General features: G+C 66.7%; 15 protein-coding genes. 10 read left to right on the forward strand and 5 right to left on the reverse strand.

Annotation, left to right across the window (positions count from 1 at the left end):
- Window positions 1-56 precede the first annotated feature (56 nt).
- Window positions 57-1,880 (forward strand): aspartate--tRNA ligase, encoded by a 1,824-nt coding sequence (gene aspS / locus ILT43_RS00835; protein WP_204193273.1) that lies wholly within the window; start codon window positions 57-59, stop codon window positions 1,878-1,880.
- Window positions 1,881-1,919: 39 nt separating this feature from the next.
- Here aspS and ILT43_RS00840 read toward each other — a convergent pair whose 3' ends face one another.
- Complete coding sequence (locus tag ILT43_RS00840) at window positions 1,920-2,549, reverse strand: carbonic anhydrase (protein ID WP_204193275.1); 630 nt, start codon at window positions 2,547-2,549, stop codon at window positions 1,920-1,922.
- 185 nt (window positions 2,550-2,734) lie between these two features.
- Between ILT43_RS00840 and lipA the strand changes: the two genes are divergently transcribed.
- Window positions 2,735-3,688, forward strand: coding sequence for a lipoyl synthase (gene lipA, locus ILT43_RS00845; protein WP_211534338.1), 954 nt, complete (start codon window positions 2,735-2,737; stop codon window positions 3,686-3,688).
- A gap of 6 nt (window positions 3,689-3,694) precedes the next feature.
- The gene (locus ILT43_RS00850; protein WP_204193276.1) at window positions 3,695-4,177 is read left to right on the forward strand and encodes a type II toxin-antitoxin system RatA family toxin; all 483 of its coding nucleotides are present in this window, start codon (window positions 3,695-3,697) and stop codon (window positions 4,175-4,177) included.
- Here the strand turns inward: ILT43_RS00850 and ILT43_RS00855 are convergent.
- From ILT43_RS00855 to ILT43_RS00865, 3 genes are read right to left on the reverse strand one after another with little or no spacing between them, the layout of a single operon-like run.
- Window positions 4,114-4,641 (reverse strand): nicotinamide-nucleotide amidohydrolase family protein, encoded by a 528-nt coding sequence (locus ILT43_RS00855; RefSeq protein ID WP_204193278.1) that lies wholly within the window; start codon window positions 4,639-4,641, stop codon window positions 4,114-4,116. The genes ILT43_RS00850 and ILT43_RS00855 overlap by 64 nt on opposite strands.
- Window positions 4,638-5,162: a hypothetical protein gene (locus ILT43_RS00860; RefSeq protein ID WP_204193280.1), complete on the reverse strand. Its 525-nt coding sequence runs from the start codon at window positions 5,160-5,162 to the stop codon at window positions 4,638-4,640. The genes ILT43_RS00855 and ILT43_RS00860 overlap by 4 nt, the downstream gene beginning before the upstream one ends.
- Complete coding sequence (locus tag ILT43_RS00865) at window positions 5,159-6,316, reverse strand: bifunctional 2-C-methyl-D-erythritol 4-phosphate cytidylyltransferase/2-C-methyl-D-erythritol 2,4-cyclodiphosphate synthase (RefSeq protein ID WP_204193282.1); 1,158 nt, start codon at window positions 6,314-6,316, stop codon at window positions 5,159-5,161. The genes ILT43_RS00860 and ILT43_RS00865 overlap by 4 nt, the downstream gene beginning before the upstream one ends.
- 86 nt (window positions 6,317-6,402) lie before the next feature.
- On the opposite strand from ILT43_RS00865, the gene dusB reads away from it, so the two are divergent.
- The 7 genes from dusB to hflX all read left to right on the forward strand — a co-directional run bounded on the left by dusB (window position 6,403) and on the right by hflX (window position 15,535).
- Window positions 6,403-7,401 (forward strand): tRNA dihydrouridine synthase DusB, encoded by a 999-nt coding sequence (gene dusB, locus ILT43_RS00870; RefSeq protein WP_204193284.1) that lies wholly within the window; start codon window positions 6,403-6,405, stop codon window positions 7,399-7,401.
- Window positions 7,388-8,461: a two-component system sensor histidine kinase NtrB gene (locus tag ILT43_RS00875; protein WP_204193286.1), complete on the forward strand. Its 1,074-nt coding sequence runs from the start codon at window positions 7,388-7,390 to the stop codon at window positions 8,459-8,461. Before dusB ends, ILT43_RS00875 begins: the two co-directional genes overlap by 14 nt.
- A complete protein-coding gene (gene ntrC / locus ILT43_RS00880) occupies window positions 8,458-9,870 on the forward strand; it encodes a nitrogen regulation protein NR(I) (RefSeq protein ID WP_204193288.1) in 1,413 nt (470 codons plus the stop codon). The genes ILT43_RS00875 and ntrC overlap by 4 nt, the downstream gene beginning before the upstream one ends.
- Window positions 9,871-9,938: 68 nt before the next feature.
- Complete coding sequence (locus tag ILT43_RS00885) at window positions 9,939-12,179, forward strand: sensor histidine kinase NtrY-like (protein ID WP_204193290.1); 2,241 nt, start codon at window positions 9,939-9,941, stop codon at window positions 12,177-12,179.
- Between the two features lie 21 nt (window positions 12,180-12,200).
- Window positions 12,201-13,574, forward strand: coding sequence for a nitrogen assimilation response regulator NtrX (gene ntrX, locus ILT43_RS00890; RefSeq protein ID WP_204193292.1), 1,374 nt, complete (start codon window positions 12,201-12,203; stop codon window positions 13,572-13,574).
- 64 nt (window positions 13,575-13,638) lie between these two features.
- On the forward strand, window positions 13,639-14,232 hold the full coding sequence (gene hfq / locus ILT43_RS00895) for an RNA chaperone Hfq (RefSeq protein ID WP_318293449.1): 594 nt from the start codon (window positions 13,639-13,641) through the stop codon (window positions 14,230-14,232).
- A 10-nt stretch (window positions 14,233-14,242) separates the two neighbouring features.
- Complete coding sequence (gene hflX / locus ILT43_RS00900) at window positions 14,243-15,535, forward strand: GTPase HflX (protein WP_204193296.1); 1,293 nt, start codon at window positions 14,243-14,245, stop codon at window positions 15,533-15,535.
- Here the strand turns inward: hflX and mazG are convergent.
- On the reverse strand, window positions 15,516-16,220 hold the full coding sequence (gene mazG, locus ILT43_RS00905) for a nucleoside triphosphate pyrophosphohydrolase (RefSeq protein ID WP_239473839.1): 705 nt from the start codon (window positions 16,218-16,220) through the stop codon (window positions 15,516-15,518). The two genes, hflX and mazG, sit on opposite strands and share 20 nt — an antisense overlap.
- Window positions 16,221-16,222: the final 2 nt, after the last annotated feature.

Below are 16,222 nucleotides of genomic sequence, written 5' to 3' on the forward strand. Positions count from 1 at the left end.
AGCCCGAGACTGGACCCCGGCCTTCGCCGGGGTGGCGCGTATGCGAGATGAAACCCATGCACGCCTATCGCTCCCACACCTGCGCCCAGCTCACCGCCGCGGACGTCGGCCAGACCGTCCGCCTGTCGGGCTGGATCCACCGCAAGCGCGATCATGGCGGCGTGCTCTTCGTCGACCTGCGTGATCATTACGGCATCACGCAAGTTGTCGCCGATGCCGATTCGCCCGCGCTGCCGGTGCTGGAAGCGGCGCGAACCGAGTCGGTCATCACCATCGACGGCATCGTGAAGGCGCGCGCGGAGGGCACCGCCAACGCCAACCTCGCCACGGGCGCGATCGAGGTCTTCGCCCGCGCGGTGACGGTGCAGAGCGTCGCGCAGGAACTGCCGCTGCCCGTCGCCGGGGACGCTGAATATCCGGAGGACATCCGTCTCCGCTATCGCTTCCTCGATCTGCGTCGCGAGCGGCTGCACGCCAACATCATGCTTCGCAGTCAGGTGATCGCCAGCGTCCGCCAGCGGATGATCGGGCAGGGCTTTACCGAATTCCAGACGCCGATCCTGACCGCCTCGTCGCCGGAGGGTGCGCGCGATTATCTCGTTCCCAGCCGCGTCCATCCGGGGAAGTTCTACGCGCTGCCGCAGGCGCCGCAGATGTTCAAGCAGTTGCTGATGGTCGCGGGCTTCGATCGCTATTTCCAGATCGCGCCCTGCTTCCGCGACGAGGACGCGCGTGCCGATCGTTCGCCGGGCGAGTTTTATCAGCTCGACTTCGAGATGAGCTTCGTCACGCAAGAGGATGTATTCCAGGCGATCGAGCCCGTGCTGCATGGGCTGTTCGAAGAGTTCGCCGACTGGCAAGGCAAGGGGCGTCAGGTTTCGGCATTGCCGTTCCGCCGCATCCCGTACCTGGAATCGATGCTGAAGTACGGCAACGACAAGCCGGACCTCCGCAACCCGATCCTCATCAGCGACGTCAGCGAGCATTTCACCGGCTCCGGCTTCGGTCGCTTCGCCTCGATCGTCGAAGCTGGCGACGTCGTTCGTGCGATCCCGGCACCGACGACGGCGGACAAGAGCCGCAAGTTCTTCGACGATATGAACGCCTGGGCGCAATCGGAGGGGTTCGCCGGCCTCGGCTATGCGACCCGCAAGGGCGGCGAGTGGGGCGGCCCGATCGCCAAGAACCACGGTGAAGAGGGTATGGCGAAGCTGGCCGCGGCACTTGATCTCGGTCCCGACGACGGCGTGTTCTTCGCCGCGGGCAAGGAAGCTCAGGCCGCCAAGCTCGCGGGCCTCGCGCGCACGCGGGTCGGCGAGACGCTCGGCCTGATCGATCCGAACCGCTTCGAATTCTGCTGGATCGTCGACTTCCCGATGTTCGAATATGACGAGGACGCGAAGAAGGTCGACTTCAGCCACAATCCGTTTTCGATGCCGCAAGGCGAGATGGAGGCGCTGGAAACCAAGGACCCACTCGACATCCTCGCCTACCAGTACGACATCGTCTGCAACGGCGTGGAGCTGTCGTCCGGCGCGATCCGGAACCATCGTCCGGAAATCATGTACAAGGCGTTCGAGATCGCCGGCTACACGCAGGCCGATGTCGATACGAACTTCGCGGGCATGATCAATGCCTTCAAGTTCGGCGCGCCTCCGCACGGCGGCTCCGCTCCAGGCATTGATCGCATGGTGATGCTGCTGGCGGGCGAGCCGAACATTCGCGAGGTCGTCGTCTTCCCGATGAACCAGAAAGCGGAGGACCTGATGATGGGCGCGCCCAACTTCGCCAGCGCCAAGCAGCTTCGCGAACTCAACCTCCGCTCGACCGCAGAGACGAAGAAGGACATCGACAAGGCCGTTGCGCCGAACGCGGGGTGAAGAAACGGCCCGGCGGGGTGGACCGCCGGGCCTGATCGTTCAGGCGGCCTCGAACGCGTCGTTGTCCTGCAACACCTTCAGCTTCCCGTCGGCGATTGCGAAGACGGCGCCGTGAATCTTTAGCGATCCGTCGGCGACACGTTCCTGAATGAACGGGAATGTCTGAAGGTTGGCGATCGACACGCGGACGCACTCTTGCTCTAGCGCCGTCTGCCCTTCGGCACCGGTGCCGTGCTCGGCCACCACCTTTTCGCGCGCACCGTCGAGCAGCGTGATCCAGTCCTTCACGAAGCCACCATCGCCGTGGCTCGACTGCGCCAGGCTCTGCGTCAGTGCGGCATTGACGCCGCCGCATGCGCCGTGGCCCAGCACGACGATCTCCGCCACCTTGAGCTTCGTGACGGCGAATTCCACTGCCGCCGACACGCCGTGATAGCCGCCGCCCGTTTCATACGGGGGGACAAGGTTGGCGACGTTGCGCACGACGAACACTTCGCCCGGGTGCGTGCCGAAGATCGTTGCCGGATCGACGCGGCTGTCGGAGCACGCGATGACCATCACTTTCGGCGACTGGCCCGACGCGAGTTCCGTCCACCGCTCGCGCTCGGTCAGCCATTCCGTACCACGGAACTTGTAGTAACCCTCGATCAGGTCGGAAAAGTCGGTCATCTGCACTGAAGCTCCATCTTGGGCCGAATCGGCCGTTGGCATCCTAACCGGTGTTGGTCCGTCCGGTTCCTGGCTTGCGATGCGCCGTTACCGCATTGCGACAAATAATGACAAGTCTGTCATGTTCCGGGTCGCCGGATGCACTTTCATGTGACATTTGGCCGGCGCGATCCTATCTGCACCTCATGAACGACATGACGCCGCTCGCCCCGATGGATGGTCGCCCGGAACGCGTCCGCAAGCCCGACTGGATCCGGGTAAAAGCCCCGACGAGCGCCGGCTTCGCCGCCACGCGCGAACTGATGCGCTCGAAAAGCCTGACCACCGTCTGTGAAGAGGCGGCGTGCCCGAACATAGGCGAATGCTGGTCGAAGAAACATGCGACGGTCATGATCCTGGGCGACACGTGCACCCGCGCCTGCGCCTTCTGCAACGTCAAGACGGGTATGCCGCGCGCGGTCGACGCGCGGGAGCCGCAGAACGTCGCGGAGGCGGCGGCGCAGATGGGGCTGCAGCATATCGTCGTCACCTCCGTCGATCGCGACGACCTCCCCGATGGCGGCGCGTCGCAGTTCGTGAAGGTGATCCACGCGATCCGTGCCGCCAACCCCACCACCACGATAGAGATTCTGACTCCCGACTTTCGTAACAAGGCGCAGGCGGCGATCGAGTCGATCGTCGAGGCGCGACCCGATGTCTACAATCACAATCTCGAAACCGTGCCCCGCCTGTATCCGACGATCCGCCCCGGTGCGCGCTACTACGCGTCTCTGCGGCTGCTCGAATCGGTCAAGCGCCATGACCCCTCGATCTTCACCAAGTCCGGCGTGATGCTGGGCTTGGGCGAGGAGCGGCTGGAGGTGCATCAGGTGATGGACGACATGCGCTCGGCGGACATCGATTTCCTGACGATGGGGCAGTACCTCCAGCCAACGCCGCGCCATGCGAAGGTTGCGGAGTTCGTCACGCCCAAGGCGTTCGACGCCTATGCCGGCATTGCACGCGCGAAGGGCTTCCTGCTCGTCGCGTCGTCCCCGCTGACCCGGTCGAGCTACCACGCCGGCGACGATTTCGCGAAATTGCGCGCGGCGCGCGAGGCGAAGCTGGCACCACGGCCGCGGGCCGTGATCGCGGTATGAACGCCTATGCCTAAGCATCAGGAAACGCGGCATCTTCCGTACAGTGCGGAGCAGATGTTCGACCTCGTCGCCGACGTGAAGCGCTATCCCGAATTCCTACCCTGGGTCACCGCGATGCGCGTCCGCAAGGACGGCGAGACGGAGACGCTGGCCGACATGATCGTCGGCTTCAAAGGGCTGCGCGAGACGTTCACCAGCCGCGTCGAGAAGGCGCGGCCGGAAACGATCCGCGTCGACTATGTTGAAGGCCCGCTCAAATACCTCCGCAACGACTGGCGCTTCCGGCCGGAGGCGCAGGGTTGTGCCGTCGACTTCGCGGTCGATTTCCAGTTCAAAAACCGCGTGTTCGAAATGCTTGCTGGGCAGGTGTTCGGCACCGCTCTCCGCCGCATGATCGGCGCGTTCGAAGATCGCGCCGCCGTCCTTTACGGTGCCTCCGGCTCCGGCTCCGGCGGCATCAGCAGTTCGAGCGCGCACAGCGCCGCCTGAAGCCGCACGCCGCCCCGCCCGGTATCCGGGAACAGCCGGCGGTCGGCATGCACGTCGTTGGGATCGCTGTCCTTTTCGGCTCGCGCGAAGACCACGGTACCGACCGGCTTCTTCTCGCTGCCGCCACCCGGCCCCGCGACGCCGGTGATCGCCACCGCGACATCCGCGCCGGTCTTTTCGACGGCGCCACGCGCCATGCCCCACGCGACCGCGATCGACACCGCGCCGAACGTCTCGACCAGGTCGCGGCCGACCTTCAGCAGATCGGTTTTCGCCTCGTCCGAATAGGTGACGATCGACGCGACGAACACGTCCGACGATCCCGGCACCTCGGTCAGCGCCGCCGCGACGAGGCCCCCGGTGCAACTCTCGGCGACTGCGATCCTGCGTCCCGCCTTGCGGTTCGCCTCGACGACGCGCTGCGCCGACTCGACGAGCTGCGCGGGGAGGAGCGTGTCCGTCACGCTGCCGGGCACATCGGCAGGGCGGGGACGCCGGACTTGCCGCCGCCGCGCTCGTTCATCTTCAGATACTGGAGCACCGTGACAACGATGCTCGCCGTGTTACGCGCTGGCAGTGGCTCCAGTTGCGTGACGAGCCGGTCGATCGTGCCGCAATCGTTCAGGTCGATGCGCCCGACGATCAGCGGCACAACGATGCTGGTCAGCACCGGCCGCGCATAGTCGGACGCCAGCAACAGGTCGGCGGCCGGATCGCTCAACTTGATGATCGCCGACTTGGCACTCGGCCACGCCCGGTCGGCGGCTTGTTGATATTTCAGGATCAGCGGCCCGTCGGGACGACGGATCAGGCTGGCGGCGGGCAGGCGCGCCGTGCACACGCGGCCCGTCTCGCGGATGATCTCCGGCAAGGCCACGAGCGCGAGCGACTCCGCCTCCGCATTGTTGAGGCAGGGCTTCGCCTGCGCCGCCGCGGGTGCGGCGAGCAGCGCCATCGTCACGAACATGGTCGTAAGGCGCATCATGCCTGTCCTCCACGGCCGACGCGGGGCAGGCTGATCGTGGCGATCGCCTGCGCGGCGATGCCTTCTTCGCGGCCCGTGAAGCCCAGCCGCTCGGTGGTCGTCGCCTTGACGCTGACCCGGTCGGGGGTCAGGTTCAGGATGTCGGCGATGCGCGCGACCATCGCCGCCCGGTGCGGCCCGATCTTCGGCGCCTCGCACAGGATGGTCAGGTCGACGAAGTCGATGCGACCACCCTTGTCGGCGACCAGCTTCGCCGCATGCGCCAGAAACTGGTCCGATGCCGCGCCGCGCCACTGCGGATCGCTCGGCGGGAAATGCGTGCCGATGTCGCCCGCCGCGATCGTGCCCAGTACGGCATCAGTCAGCGCGTGCAGCACGACGTCGGCGTCGCTATGCCCCGACAGCCCCCGGTCATGCGGGATCAGCACGCCGCCAAGCCACAATTCCTCGCCCGCCTCCAGCCGGTGGACGTCGAAGCCGCTGGCGGAACGGCTTTCCCATGCGACGCGCGCCTCGGCGGCCGCGAAATCATCGGGATAGGTGATCTTGTCGAGCATCGCGTCGCCCTGCACCAACGCGACGCGTCCGCCAAGCCGTCGCACCATCTGCGCGTCGTCGGTCGCCTCTTCGTCGGCGGGCCAGCCGGCGTGCGCGGCGCGCAGCACGTTGACGCGAAAGCCCTGCGGGGTCTGCACGCGGTACAACCCGGCGCGCGGTACGGCCTCGCCCAGCAAGGCGTCGCCGCGCACCAGCGTGTCGGCCACGGCCAGCACCGGCGTCGCGCCGTCATGATCGTCCAGCGCGGCCAAGACGCGGGCAATGACCGCGGGCGACAGGAACGGCCGGGCCGCGTCGTGGACCAGCACCCGCTCCACATCGGCAGACAGGGCGGCCAATCCATTCGCGACCGACCCGCGCCGTGTCGGGCCCCCCTCGACCAGCCGCACATCGGCCCCAAGCGCCGATCGCGCCAGCGCGCTTTGGCCGGGGCCAATCACCACCACCAACTCATCGACGTGACCGGCCAGCGCGGCGAAGGCATGCGCAACCAGCGGCCGGCCCGCGACTGCTGCGAACTGTTTGGGGACGCCGCCCCCCGCCCGGGTGCCGGACCCGGCGGCGACGATCAGTGCTGCGGTGCGATGACGGAGCATCGGGCAGCGGTAGCGCGCACCGCGGACGACCGCCAGCCTTGCGTCGAGAGGCCCTTTCCGCTAAGCAGTGCCCGATTTTCAGGCACATGCAAAAGCTTTCCCCCATCCAGATCGGACCCGTCCGGATCGATTGTCCCGTTGTGCTCGCGCCGATGACGGGCGTGACCGATATGCCGTTCCGCACCCTCGTGCGTCGCTATGGCTCGGGGCTCAACGTCACGGAGATGATCGCCAGCCAGGCAGCCATTCGCGAGACTCGTCAATCGATCCAAAAGGCCGCATGGCATCTGTCCGAAGAACCCGTTTCGATGCAGCTGGTCGGCTGCACCCCTTACGAGATGGGCGAAGCGGCCAAGCTGGCGGAGGATCGCGGCGCGGCGATCATTGACATCAACATGGGCTGCCCGGTCCGCAAGGTGACGAACGGCGACGCCGGATCGGCGCTGATGCGCGACCTGAAGCTGGCCGCGCAATTGATCGATGCGGTCGTGAAGGCGGTCTCCGCGCCGGTGACGCTGAAGATGCGCATGGGTTGGTGCCACGACAGCCTCAACGCGCCCGAACTCGCCCGCATCGCCGAGGATCTCGGCGCGAAGATGATTACGGTCCACGGTCGCACCCGCAACCAGATGTACAAGGGGCAGGCCGACTGGCGCTTCATCGCGAACGTCAAGCAGGCGGTGTCCATCCCGGTCATCGCGAACGGCGACATCAACTCGATCGAGGACGCTGAGGCTGCGCTCGAACAGTCGGGTGCGGATGGGCTGATGATCGGGCGCGGCGCGTACGGGCGTCCGTGGTTGCTCGGGCAGGTGATGGAATGGCTCGACACCGGCCGGCGCCGTCCCGATCCCGACCTCGACGAGCAATACCGTGTTATCACCGAACATTACGACGCGATGCTGGAGCATTACGGCACCGTCACCGGGGTCAACATGGCACGCAAGCATATCGGCTGGTACACCAAGGGGCTGACCGGATCGGCCGAGTTCCGCAACGCCGTGAACCAGGAGCCGGATGCGAACCGGGTCAAGGCGATGCTCGCAGAGTTCTACGCCCCTTGGCGTCGCCTTGCCGCAGCCTGATGGGCGACCCGGCGGAGGGCAGGGTCGGCCCGGCTTCGGCGATCTGTTCGCGGCCTTGCCGGTCGCGGTCGTCGTCATCGACCCCGACGATCGCATCGCTCACGCGAATGCGCTGGCCGAGCAACTGCTGAACCTGTCCGAGCGCGTCATGCGCGGGCAACCGCTGACCGCGATCCTGCCTCCGCCCGAAGCGACTCATGACCGGGGCGGCTATGGCTATGCCGTCTACGATACGGAGATCGCGACGGCTCGGGGCGTCCGCATCCGCGTCGATTTCGTGGAAGCGGCCGTCGCGGATCATCCCGGCTGGCGGACGATCACGCTGCATACCGCTGCCGGCTCCCACCGGCTCGGCCACACCGCCGACCGGATCGGTGGCGCGCGCGCGGCCGAAGGGGCGGCGGCGATGCTGGCCCACGAGATTCGCAATCCCCTGTCCGGCATTCGCGGTGCCGCGCAATTGCTGGGGCCAAGCGAACTCACGCATCTGATCGTTACCGAGGTCGATCGCATCGCCGCACTGATCGACCGGATGCAGGAGTTCGGCGACACCCGGCCCCTGCCGCTGACCGCCGAGAACATCTACCCGCTGCTCGATCATGCCCGTGCCGTCGCGCTGGCCGGTTTCGCGCGCGGCGTGGCGATCGAGGAACGCTTCGATCCCTCGCTTCCGCCGGCGCTGATCAACCGCGATGCGCTGACCCAGGTCATCATCAACTTGTTGAAGAACGCCCGCGAGGCCGTTCGTAATGAGCGTAATCCCCGGCTGGTGATGAGCACCGCCTATCGCCACGGCATCACCCGCAGCGCCGCGACGGGCCAACCGCGCGTGCCGCTGCCGATCGAGATCTGTGTCATCGATAACGGGCCCGGCGCGCCCGCCGACATCGCCGACCATCTGTTCGAACCGTTCGTATCCGGCCGTCGGGAGGGGCAGGGGCTCGGCCTCGCGCTCGTCGACAAGCTGGTCCGCGATATGGGCGGGATCGTCCAATATGCGCGGGAGGGCACGCCGGAGGCGACGGTGCTGCGCCTGCTCCTGCCGAGAGGAACGATATGAGCCGTGTCCTGCTGGTCGATGACGATGCCGCAATCCGCACCGTCGTCGCGCAGGCGCTCCGCCGCGCCGGCCATATCGTTACCACCGCCGACAGCCTCGCGCAGCTCGACCGCGCGATCGCCACCGAAGTACCGGACGTGCTCATCACCGACGTGATCCTGCCGGACGGTGACGGCATCGACCATGTCCGCAGCCTGCTGACGCTGCACCCGAACTTGCCGGTGATCGTGCTGTCCGCACAGAACACGCTGACCACCGCTGTCCGTGCGGCCGACCTTCAAGCCTATGATTATTTGCCCAAACCCTTCGATCTGGACGTGCTGGCACGAGCCGTCGACGGTGCGCTGACTCGCGGCAAGGGGACCGCGGAAGATTCTGTGGCAGAGGATGCGACGCTGCCGCTGCTCGGGCGATCGGCGGCGATGCAGGACGTCTATCGCGTGATCGCCCGCGTGGTCTCGACCGACCTGACCGTTCTGGTCTCCGGCGAGTCGGGCACCGGCAAGGAACTGGTCGCCCGCGCGATCCATGATCTCGGCAGCCGTCGTGCCGCGCCGTTCGTCGCGATCAACATGGCCGCGATCCCGCGCGAACTGATCGAGGCGGAGCTTTTCGGGCATGAACGCGGCGCCTTTACGGGCGCGGCCGCACGCAACGCCGGCCGCTTCGAGCAGGCATCGGGCGGCACGCTGTTCCTCGACGAGATCGGCGACATGCCGATGGAGGCGCAGACGCGGCTGCTCCGCGTTCTCCAGACCGGCGAGTTCACCACCGTCGGCGGCGCGCGGACGATCCGCGCCGATGTTCGCATCGTCGCCGCGACCAACCGCAACCTCGCCGATCAGGTCGCGGCGGGGCTGTTCCGGGAGGATTTGTTCTACCGCCTGAACGTGGTGCCGCTCAGCCTTCCGCCGCTGCGTGAGCGTGGTGACGATGTCGTGATCCTCGCCCGCCACTTCCTCGACGCCGCCGCCGCCGAAGGGCTGCCGCGCCGCCAGCTCGCCGCCGACGCTGCCGAGGTGCTGCGTGCGCACGATTGGCCGGGCAACGTCCGCGAACTGGAGAACCTGATGCGCCGGCTGGCGGTGCTGACCCGCGACGAGGTGGTCGGCGCGGACGCGATCACGGCGATTCACGGCACCCGCGTCAGCGCAGCGCCGCAGGTCAGCGTCGACTTCGATGAGGCCGTCCGCACGCTGGTCGGCCGGATCGCGCGCGAGCGGCCGGAGGCGCTGGAGGACGGCACGCTCTACGATCGCGTCATTGCGGAGGTGGAACGCCCGCTGATCGAGACTATGCTGGCACGGCACGGCCAGAACCAGCTTCGTGCGGCGCGGGCGCTGGGCATCAACCGGAATACGCTGCGCAAACGGCTCGACGCCTTGGGGCTTGATCCGCGTAAGCCCTGATCGCGAAAAGCTGCGTCTCACCAAGATTGTGGTTTTCATGCAACGGTCGACCTTGTAGGGCGGCCATAATGATCGCCACCGCGACGCCGTTCCAGCTCGATGACACGCCCTCGCGGCGGTTTCGGGTGACGCCTGCGGTAGAGGTTGCGGTGCTGGTGCTCGCGGTGTCGATCGCCGTTGCCAGCTACTTCATCCTGTCGGGCTTCGATGCCCCCGAACGGCTGATCGCGCCGCCGCTGGTCGCGCTTCTGCTGGTCGCCAACCTCGTCCCCGGTATCGCGCTGCTGATGCTGCTCGGCCGTCGCATCGCCCTGCGCCGCGCCGCCCGGTCACCCGTCGGGGGGGAGGGTCGACTGCACGTTCGACTGGTCGCCATCTTCTCCGTCATGGCCGCCGTCCCGATGCTGCTCGTCACCATCTTCGCGTCGCTGCTGTTCCAGTACGGCGTGCAGTTCTGGTATTCGGATCAGGCGCGCAGCATGCTGAGCAACGCCACTGGCCTAGCGCAGACGTCTTACGACCAGATGCTGCGCCGCTGGCAGGAGGCAGCGACGACGATGGCGGATGATACCGCTGCGTTCCTGCGCGAGCAGAATGTGCAAAGCCCTCAATTTCCCGCCTTCTTTCTCCAGCAAGTCTATTATCGCAGTTTGTCGGACGGCATATTGTTCGCGGTGTCACCCCGGGCCGGGTATCAGACCCTCGCGACCATCAACCCCGACCTCATCGATCTCGACGATCAGGTTACCGCCAAGGACCTCGCGAGCCTCAATCCGAAGCAACCCAGCATCACGACGGTCCGCAGTAATCGCATCCAAACGCTGACGAAGCTGCCCGGCGACAACAATCTATACCTCTTCACCGCGACGGCCGCCGACCTGCGGACCGCTGAGCAGCAAAAACGCCGCGGCGTCGCAGTGCAGGCAAGTTACCGTACCCTGCTGGCGCAAGCGCGCAGTCTTCAGCTGAAATTCAACGCCGCCCTGCTCGCGATATCGTTCCTCATTGTCGGCGTGGCGGTCTGGATCGCCTTGAACGTCGCGGATCGCCTCGTCCGGCCGGTTGGCGAACTCGTCGCTGCCGCGCGCCGGGTTGCGGACGGGGACCTCGCGGCGCGTGTTCCCGATCCGCGCAGCCGCGACGAGGTCGGCACGCTCGCCCGCGCGTTCAACCAGATGACCGGCCGGATCGAGGCGCAGAACGGCACGCTGCTGTCGGTCAACGAACAGCTCGAAAGCCGGCGCGCACTGATCGAGGCGGTCATGGCAGGCGTCTCCGCCGGCGTCGTCGCGACCGGGCCGGACCGCAGTGTCAGCATCGCCAACGCCTCCGCCGTCCGCCTGCTCGGCCGCCCCGGCGAGGACGGCGTCGTCGGCCAGCCGCTGCGTCACATCGCGCCCGAACTCGATGCGCTGGTCGATGCCGGCGCGCGCGAGGCGGTGGTGCAGGTGGGGGAGGGGGCGGATGCCCGCACACTGGCGGTGCGCATCGCGCATATCGACCGCGGACCGATCCTGACCTTCGACGACGTGACGCAGCAACTGGTGGATCAACGCCGCGCCGCCTGGTCCGACGTCGCCCGCCGCATCGCGCACGAGATCAAGAACCCCCTGACCCCGATCCAGCTTGCCGCGGAACGGCTCCAGCGACGCTATGGCAGCAAGATCGAGAATGACGATGGTACTTTCGCTCGCCTGACGGAGACGATCGTCCGGCAGGTCGGCGACCTCCGTCGGATGGTCGATGAGTTCTCGTCCTTTGCGCGCATGCCCAAGCCGGTGTTCCGCGAGGAATCGCTGATCGACGCTGCGCACGAGGCGCTGTTCCTGCACGAGGTTGCGCACCCGAACGTCCGCTTCGCGCTGGTTCACGACGATCCGCCCCCAGGCCTCGTCTGCGATCGTCGCCAGATCGGGCAGGCGCTGACCAATATCGTCAAGAACGCCGTCGAGGCGATCGAAGCCACCGGGCGCGATGGTGGTGAGGTGACGATGACGCTGGGCGAGGACGGGGGCACCGTCATCGTCTCCGTCGCCGACGACGGCGTCGGCCTGCCCGCCGCGCGCGAACGCATCGTCGAGCCGTATATGACGACCCGCGCGCGGGGCACCGGCCTGGGCCTCGCGATCGTCAAGAAGATCGTCGAGGAGCATCTCGGCACGATCGAGTTCGCCGACCGAGACGGTGGCGGCACGATCGTGACGATGCGGTTCGACGCCGCCGGCCTGTCGCGGCTCGATCAGGGGGCGACCACACCGGAGCCGGCCGGGGAGGGCCAGCTTGCATCGCTGACTTCACACCGAACATGAACAACTGGCGGACATAGTATAATGGCGCTCGACATCCTGGTCGTTGACGATGAGACGGACATCCGCGAACTGGTCGCGGGTGTGCTGGAGGACGAGGGCTACGGCACGCGTGGCGCCGCGCACAGCGATGCCGCGCTGGAGGCGATCGCCGAACGCCGGCCGTCGTTGGTGCTGCTCGATGTCTGGCTGCAGGGGTCGCGGCTCGACGGACTGGAGCTGCTCGACGAGATCAAGCGCCGCGACGCGTCGATTCCGGTGCTCGTCATCTCCGGTCACGGCAGCATCGACACCGCCGTTGCCGCGATCCGCAAGGGCGCGGTCGATTTCATCGAGAAGCCGTTCGAGGCCGAACGCCTGCTGCTGATGGTCGCGCGCGCAACCGAGACGGAGCGGCTGCGTCGCGAAGTCGCATCGCTGCGCGCCTATGCCGGTCGCGATACCGACCTTACGGGCAGCTCCGCCGCGATCAACGGCGTCCGCGCGACGTTGAAGCGCGTCGCGGCGACCGGTAGCCGGGTGCTGATCGTCGGCCCCGCCGGAGTCGGCAAGGAAGTCGCGGCGCGGCTGCTGCACGGCTGGAGCCAACGAACCGCGGCACCGTTCGTGATCGTGTCGGCGGCGAACATGACCCCTGAACGCGTCGAGGAGGAGTTGTTCGGGGTGGAGGAGGGCGGCGACCTCGTCCGACCGGGGCTGCTCGAACAGGCACATGGTGGTACCCTGTTCCTCGACGAGATCGCCGACATGCCGGTGGCGACGCAGGCGCGCATCCTGCGCGTGCTGACCGACCAGAGCTTCACCCGAGTCGGCGGCAGCCGCGTGGTGAAGGTCGACGTGCGGGTCGTCTCCGCCACCTCGCGCAACCTGACCGAAGAGATCGCCGAGGGGCGATTCCGCGAAGACCTGTATTACCGCCTGAACGTCGTTCCGGTGATCCTGCCGCCGCTTGCGGATCGGCGGGAGGACATCCCGCCCCTGGTCCAGCATTTCATCGCGCACTATGCCGCCGAGCGTCGGGTTCCGACTCCGGAAATCGCGCCGGATGCGATGGTTGCGCTGCAATCCTATGAATGGCCGGGCAATGTCCGCCAGCTTCGCAACGTTGTGGAGCGGACCGTCATCATGGCTCCCGGCGATCGCATCGGCCGGATCGATCTCGATCTGCTGCCCGCCGAAGTGCTCGGGCAGGGTGCCGGTAGCGGCGGCGGATCGACCGCGATTATGGGCGCACCCCTGCGGGAGGCACGGGAGTCATTCGAGCGGGAATATCTTCGCGTCCAGATCCGTCGCTTCTCCGGCAATATCTCGCGCACCGCTAGTTTCATCGGCATGGAACGCTCCGCCTTGCATCGCAAACTGAAGTTGCTGGGCATTACGGAAACACGCGAGGACTGACCTGAATTGGTGAAGTGACGGTAAAAACGCCTTCCATCTCGGTCGCACGACCTTCACTTCTCGGGTGGTCGTCGCCATAACGGGATGGCCGGACGCAGCGTCCGGTTTCCGACGCCGGAAAACGGCGCATCGCGGGGCATCGCTCCGCCAACAAGAAGGGTGCCGCATGGCCGAAAAACAGACCTCCCTTCAGGACCTGTTCCTGAATGCCCTCCGCCGTTCCAAGACACCGGTGACGATGTTCCTGGTGAAGGGCGTGAAGCTTCAGGGCATCGTCACCTGGTTTGACAATTTTTCCGTGCTCCTGCGCCGCGACGGGCAGTCGCAGCTGATCTACAAGCATGCGATCTCCACGATCATGCCGGGTGGCACGTTCGATCTCGATCCGATCCTCGACAGCATCGGCGAAGCGCAGCGCAAGTCGCCGCTGTTGCAGGAGTTGTTCTTGAACGCGGTCCGCAAGTCCGAGGACAGCGTGACGATGTTCCTCATCAACGGCGTCATGCTGCAGGGCCAGATCGCAGGGTTCGACCTGTTCTGCATGCTGCTCCAGCGCGAGGGTATGGTGCAGCTCGTCTACAAGCATGCGGTGTCGACGATCCAGCCGGCGCGCGCGCTGAACCTGTCGGACGAGCAAAACGAGCCGGTCGAGGATTGAGGAAAGCGTCTTGAGCACAGGGTTCGATCGCGATCGTGACGACGTCGCCCGCGGCGCGCGCGCCGTCGTCGTGTTGCCGGACCGCGGCGACTCGTCGCGCGACGTGGATGCGCGGCTGGAGGAATGTGCCGGCCTCGCCGCAGCGATCGGGCTGGAGGTCGTGGATCGCGTGGCGCTTCGCGTCCGGACACCGCGACCTGCTACGCTGATCGGCAGCGGCCAGATGGAAGAGCTGGCGACCCGCGTAACGATGGAGGAGGCGACGCTGGTCGTCTTCGATGCGGCATTAACGCCGGTGCAGCAGCGCAATCTGGAAACCGGGCTGTCCGCCAAGGTCATCGATCGCACTGGCTTGATCCTCGAAATCTTCGGCGAACGCGCTGCAACGGCCGAGGGGCGGTTGCAAGTCGAACTCGCGCATCTCGACTATCAAGCGGGACGGCTGGTGCGAAGCTGGACCCACCTCGAGCGGCAACGTGGTGGCTTCGGCTTCCTTGGCGGCCCGGGCGAGACGCAGATTGAGGCCGACCGTCGCATGATCCGTGACCGCATGGCACGGCTGCGACGCGAGCTGGAGCAGGTCAGCCGGACCCGTGGGCTCCACCGCGACCGTCGGCAACGCGCGCCGTGGCCGGTGATCGCGCTGGTCGGATACACTAACGCTGGCAAGTCCACGCTGTTCAACCGCCTGACCGGGGCGGATGTGATGGCGGAGAACCTGCTGTTCGCGACGCTCGACCCGACCCTACGGCAGATTTCCCTGCCCGGTATCGACAAGGCGATCCTGTCCGACACCGTCGGCTTCGTGTCCGACCTGCCGACGCAACTCGTCGCCGCGTTCAAGGCGACGCTGGAAGAGGTGGTGTCGGCCGACCTGCTGATCCACGTGCGCGACATTGCGCACCCCGATACCGAGGCGCAGCGCGCCGACGTGGAGGCGGTGCTGGAGGAGATCGGCGTCACCGCGTTGACGCCGCGGTTCGAGGCCTGGAACAAGCTCGACCTGCTCGACGCGGACCGCCGTTCGGATGCGCTGGAGCAAGCTGCCCGGCGCAGCGACGTGAAGGTGATTTCGGCGCTGACCGGGGAGGGGGTGGACGATCTGTCGACGGCGGTCGCCGCACGGCTGACGGAGGGGCATCGCCGCTACACGATCACGCTGGACAGCTCGGACGGGGCAGGCGCTGCGTGGCTGCACGCCAATGGCGAAGTGCTGGCGCAGGCGACGGAAGGCGATTCGACGACATTCGATGTCCGGCTCGGCGAAGAGGATTACGCCCGGTTCAACCGTCGCTTCGCTTGACTGCGGCCCACAGCTCTTCCTTCTGGTCGAGCGACAGTTCCACGAACGCCGAACCGCCCAACGACTCCATACCGGCGAAACGCCGCTCGAACTTGCCGTTGGCATCGCGTAACGCCGCTTCGGCGTCGATACCCTTGTGACGTGCATAGTTGACGACGCTGAACAACAGATCGCCGACTTCTTCCGCCAGCGTGTCGGGCGTCGCCTGATCGATCTCGGCGAGTTCCTCGTCGATCTTGGCGCGCGGCCCTGCGGCGTCCGGCCAGTCGAAGCCGACACGGGCCGCACGCTTCTGTAGCTTCTCGGCCCGGCTGAGCGCCGGCAGACCGAGCGCGACACCCGCCAGCGCCCCTGCGTCGGCAGCGCGTTCCGCCGCCTTCATCCCGTCCCAATCGGGGCGACCCTGCGCTGTACCGAAGATGTGTGGATGACGGCGTTCCATCTTGTCGGCGATCGCCGTGGCGACATCGTCAAAGGCGAACAGGCCGTCTTCCTCGGCGATCCGGCTTTGGAACACGACCTGGAGCAGCAGGTCGCCGAGTTCGTCGCGGACATCCTCCACCGAACCGCGGGCGACGGCGTCCGCCACCTCGTACGCTTCCTCGATCGTATAGGGCGCGATCGTCGACCAGCTTTGCGCGATGTCCCAATCGCAGCCGCCGTTCGGATCGCGAAGCCTCGCCATGA

The sequence above is a fragment of the Sphingomonas longa genome, assembly GCF_016892685.1.
GTDB lineage: Bacteria > Pseudomonadota > Alphaproteobacteria > Sphingomonadales > Sphingomonadaceae > Sphingomonas > Sphingomonas longa.

Excerpts from the sequence above, each read along its gene's own strand:
- aspS (WP_204193273.1), top strand. The coding sequence starts at position 57 with ATGCACGCCTATCGCTCCCACACCTGCGCCCAGCTCACCGCCGCGGAC.
- ILT43_RS00840 (WP_204193275.1), bottom strand. The coding sequence starts at position 2,549 with ATGACCGACTTTTCCGACCTGATCGAGGGTTACTACAAGTTCCGTGGT.
- lipA (WP_211534338.1), top strand. The coding sequence starts at position 2,735 with ATGAACGACATGACGCCGCTCGCCCCGATGGATGGTCGCCCGGAACGC.
- ILT43_RS00850 (WP_204193276.1), top strand. The coding sequence starts at position 3,695 with ATGCCTAAGCATCAGGAAACGCGGCATCTTCCGTACAGTGCGGAGCAG.
- ILT43_RS00860 (WP_204193280.1), bottom strand. The coding sequence starts at position 5,162 with ATGATGCGCCTTACGACCATGTTCGTGACGATGGCGCTGCTCGCCGCA.
- ILT43_RS00865 (WP_204193282.1), bottom strand. The coding sequence starts at position 6,316 with ATGCTCCGTCATCGCACCGCAGCACTGATCGTCGCCGCCGGGTCCGGC.
- dusB (WP_204193284.1), top strand. The coding sequence starts at position 6,403 with ATGCAAAAGCTTTCCCCCATCCAGATCGGACCCGTCCGGATCGATTGT.
- ntrC (WP_204193288.1), top strand. The coding sequence starts at position 8,458 with ATGAGCCGTGTCCTGCTGGTCGATGACGATGCCGCAATCCGCACCGTC.
- ILT43_RS00885 (WP_204193290.1), top strand. The coding sequence starts at position 9,939 with ATGATCGCCACCGCGACGCCGTTCCAGCTCGATGACACGCCCTCGCGG.
- ntrX (WP_204193292.1), top strand. The coding sequence starts at position 12,201 with ATGGCGCTCGACATCCTGGTCGTTGACGATGAGACGGACATCCGCGAA.
- mazG (WP_239473839.1), bottom strand. The coding sequence starts at position 16,220 with ATGGCGAGGCTTCGCGATCCGAACGGCGGCTGCGATTGGGACATCGCG.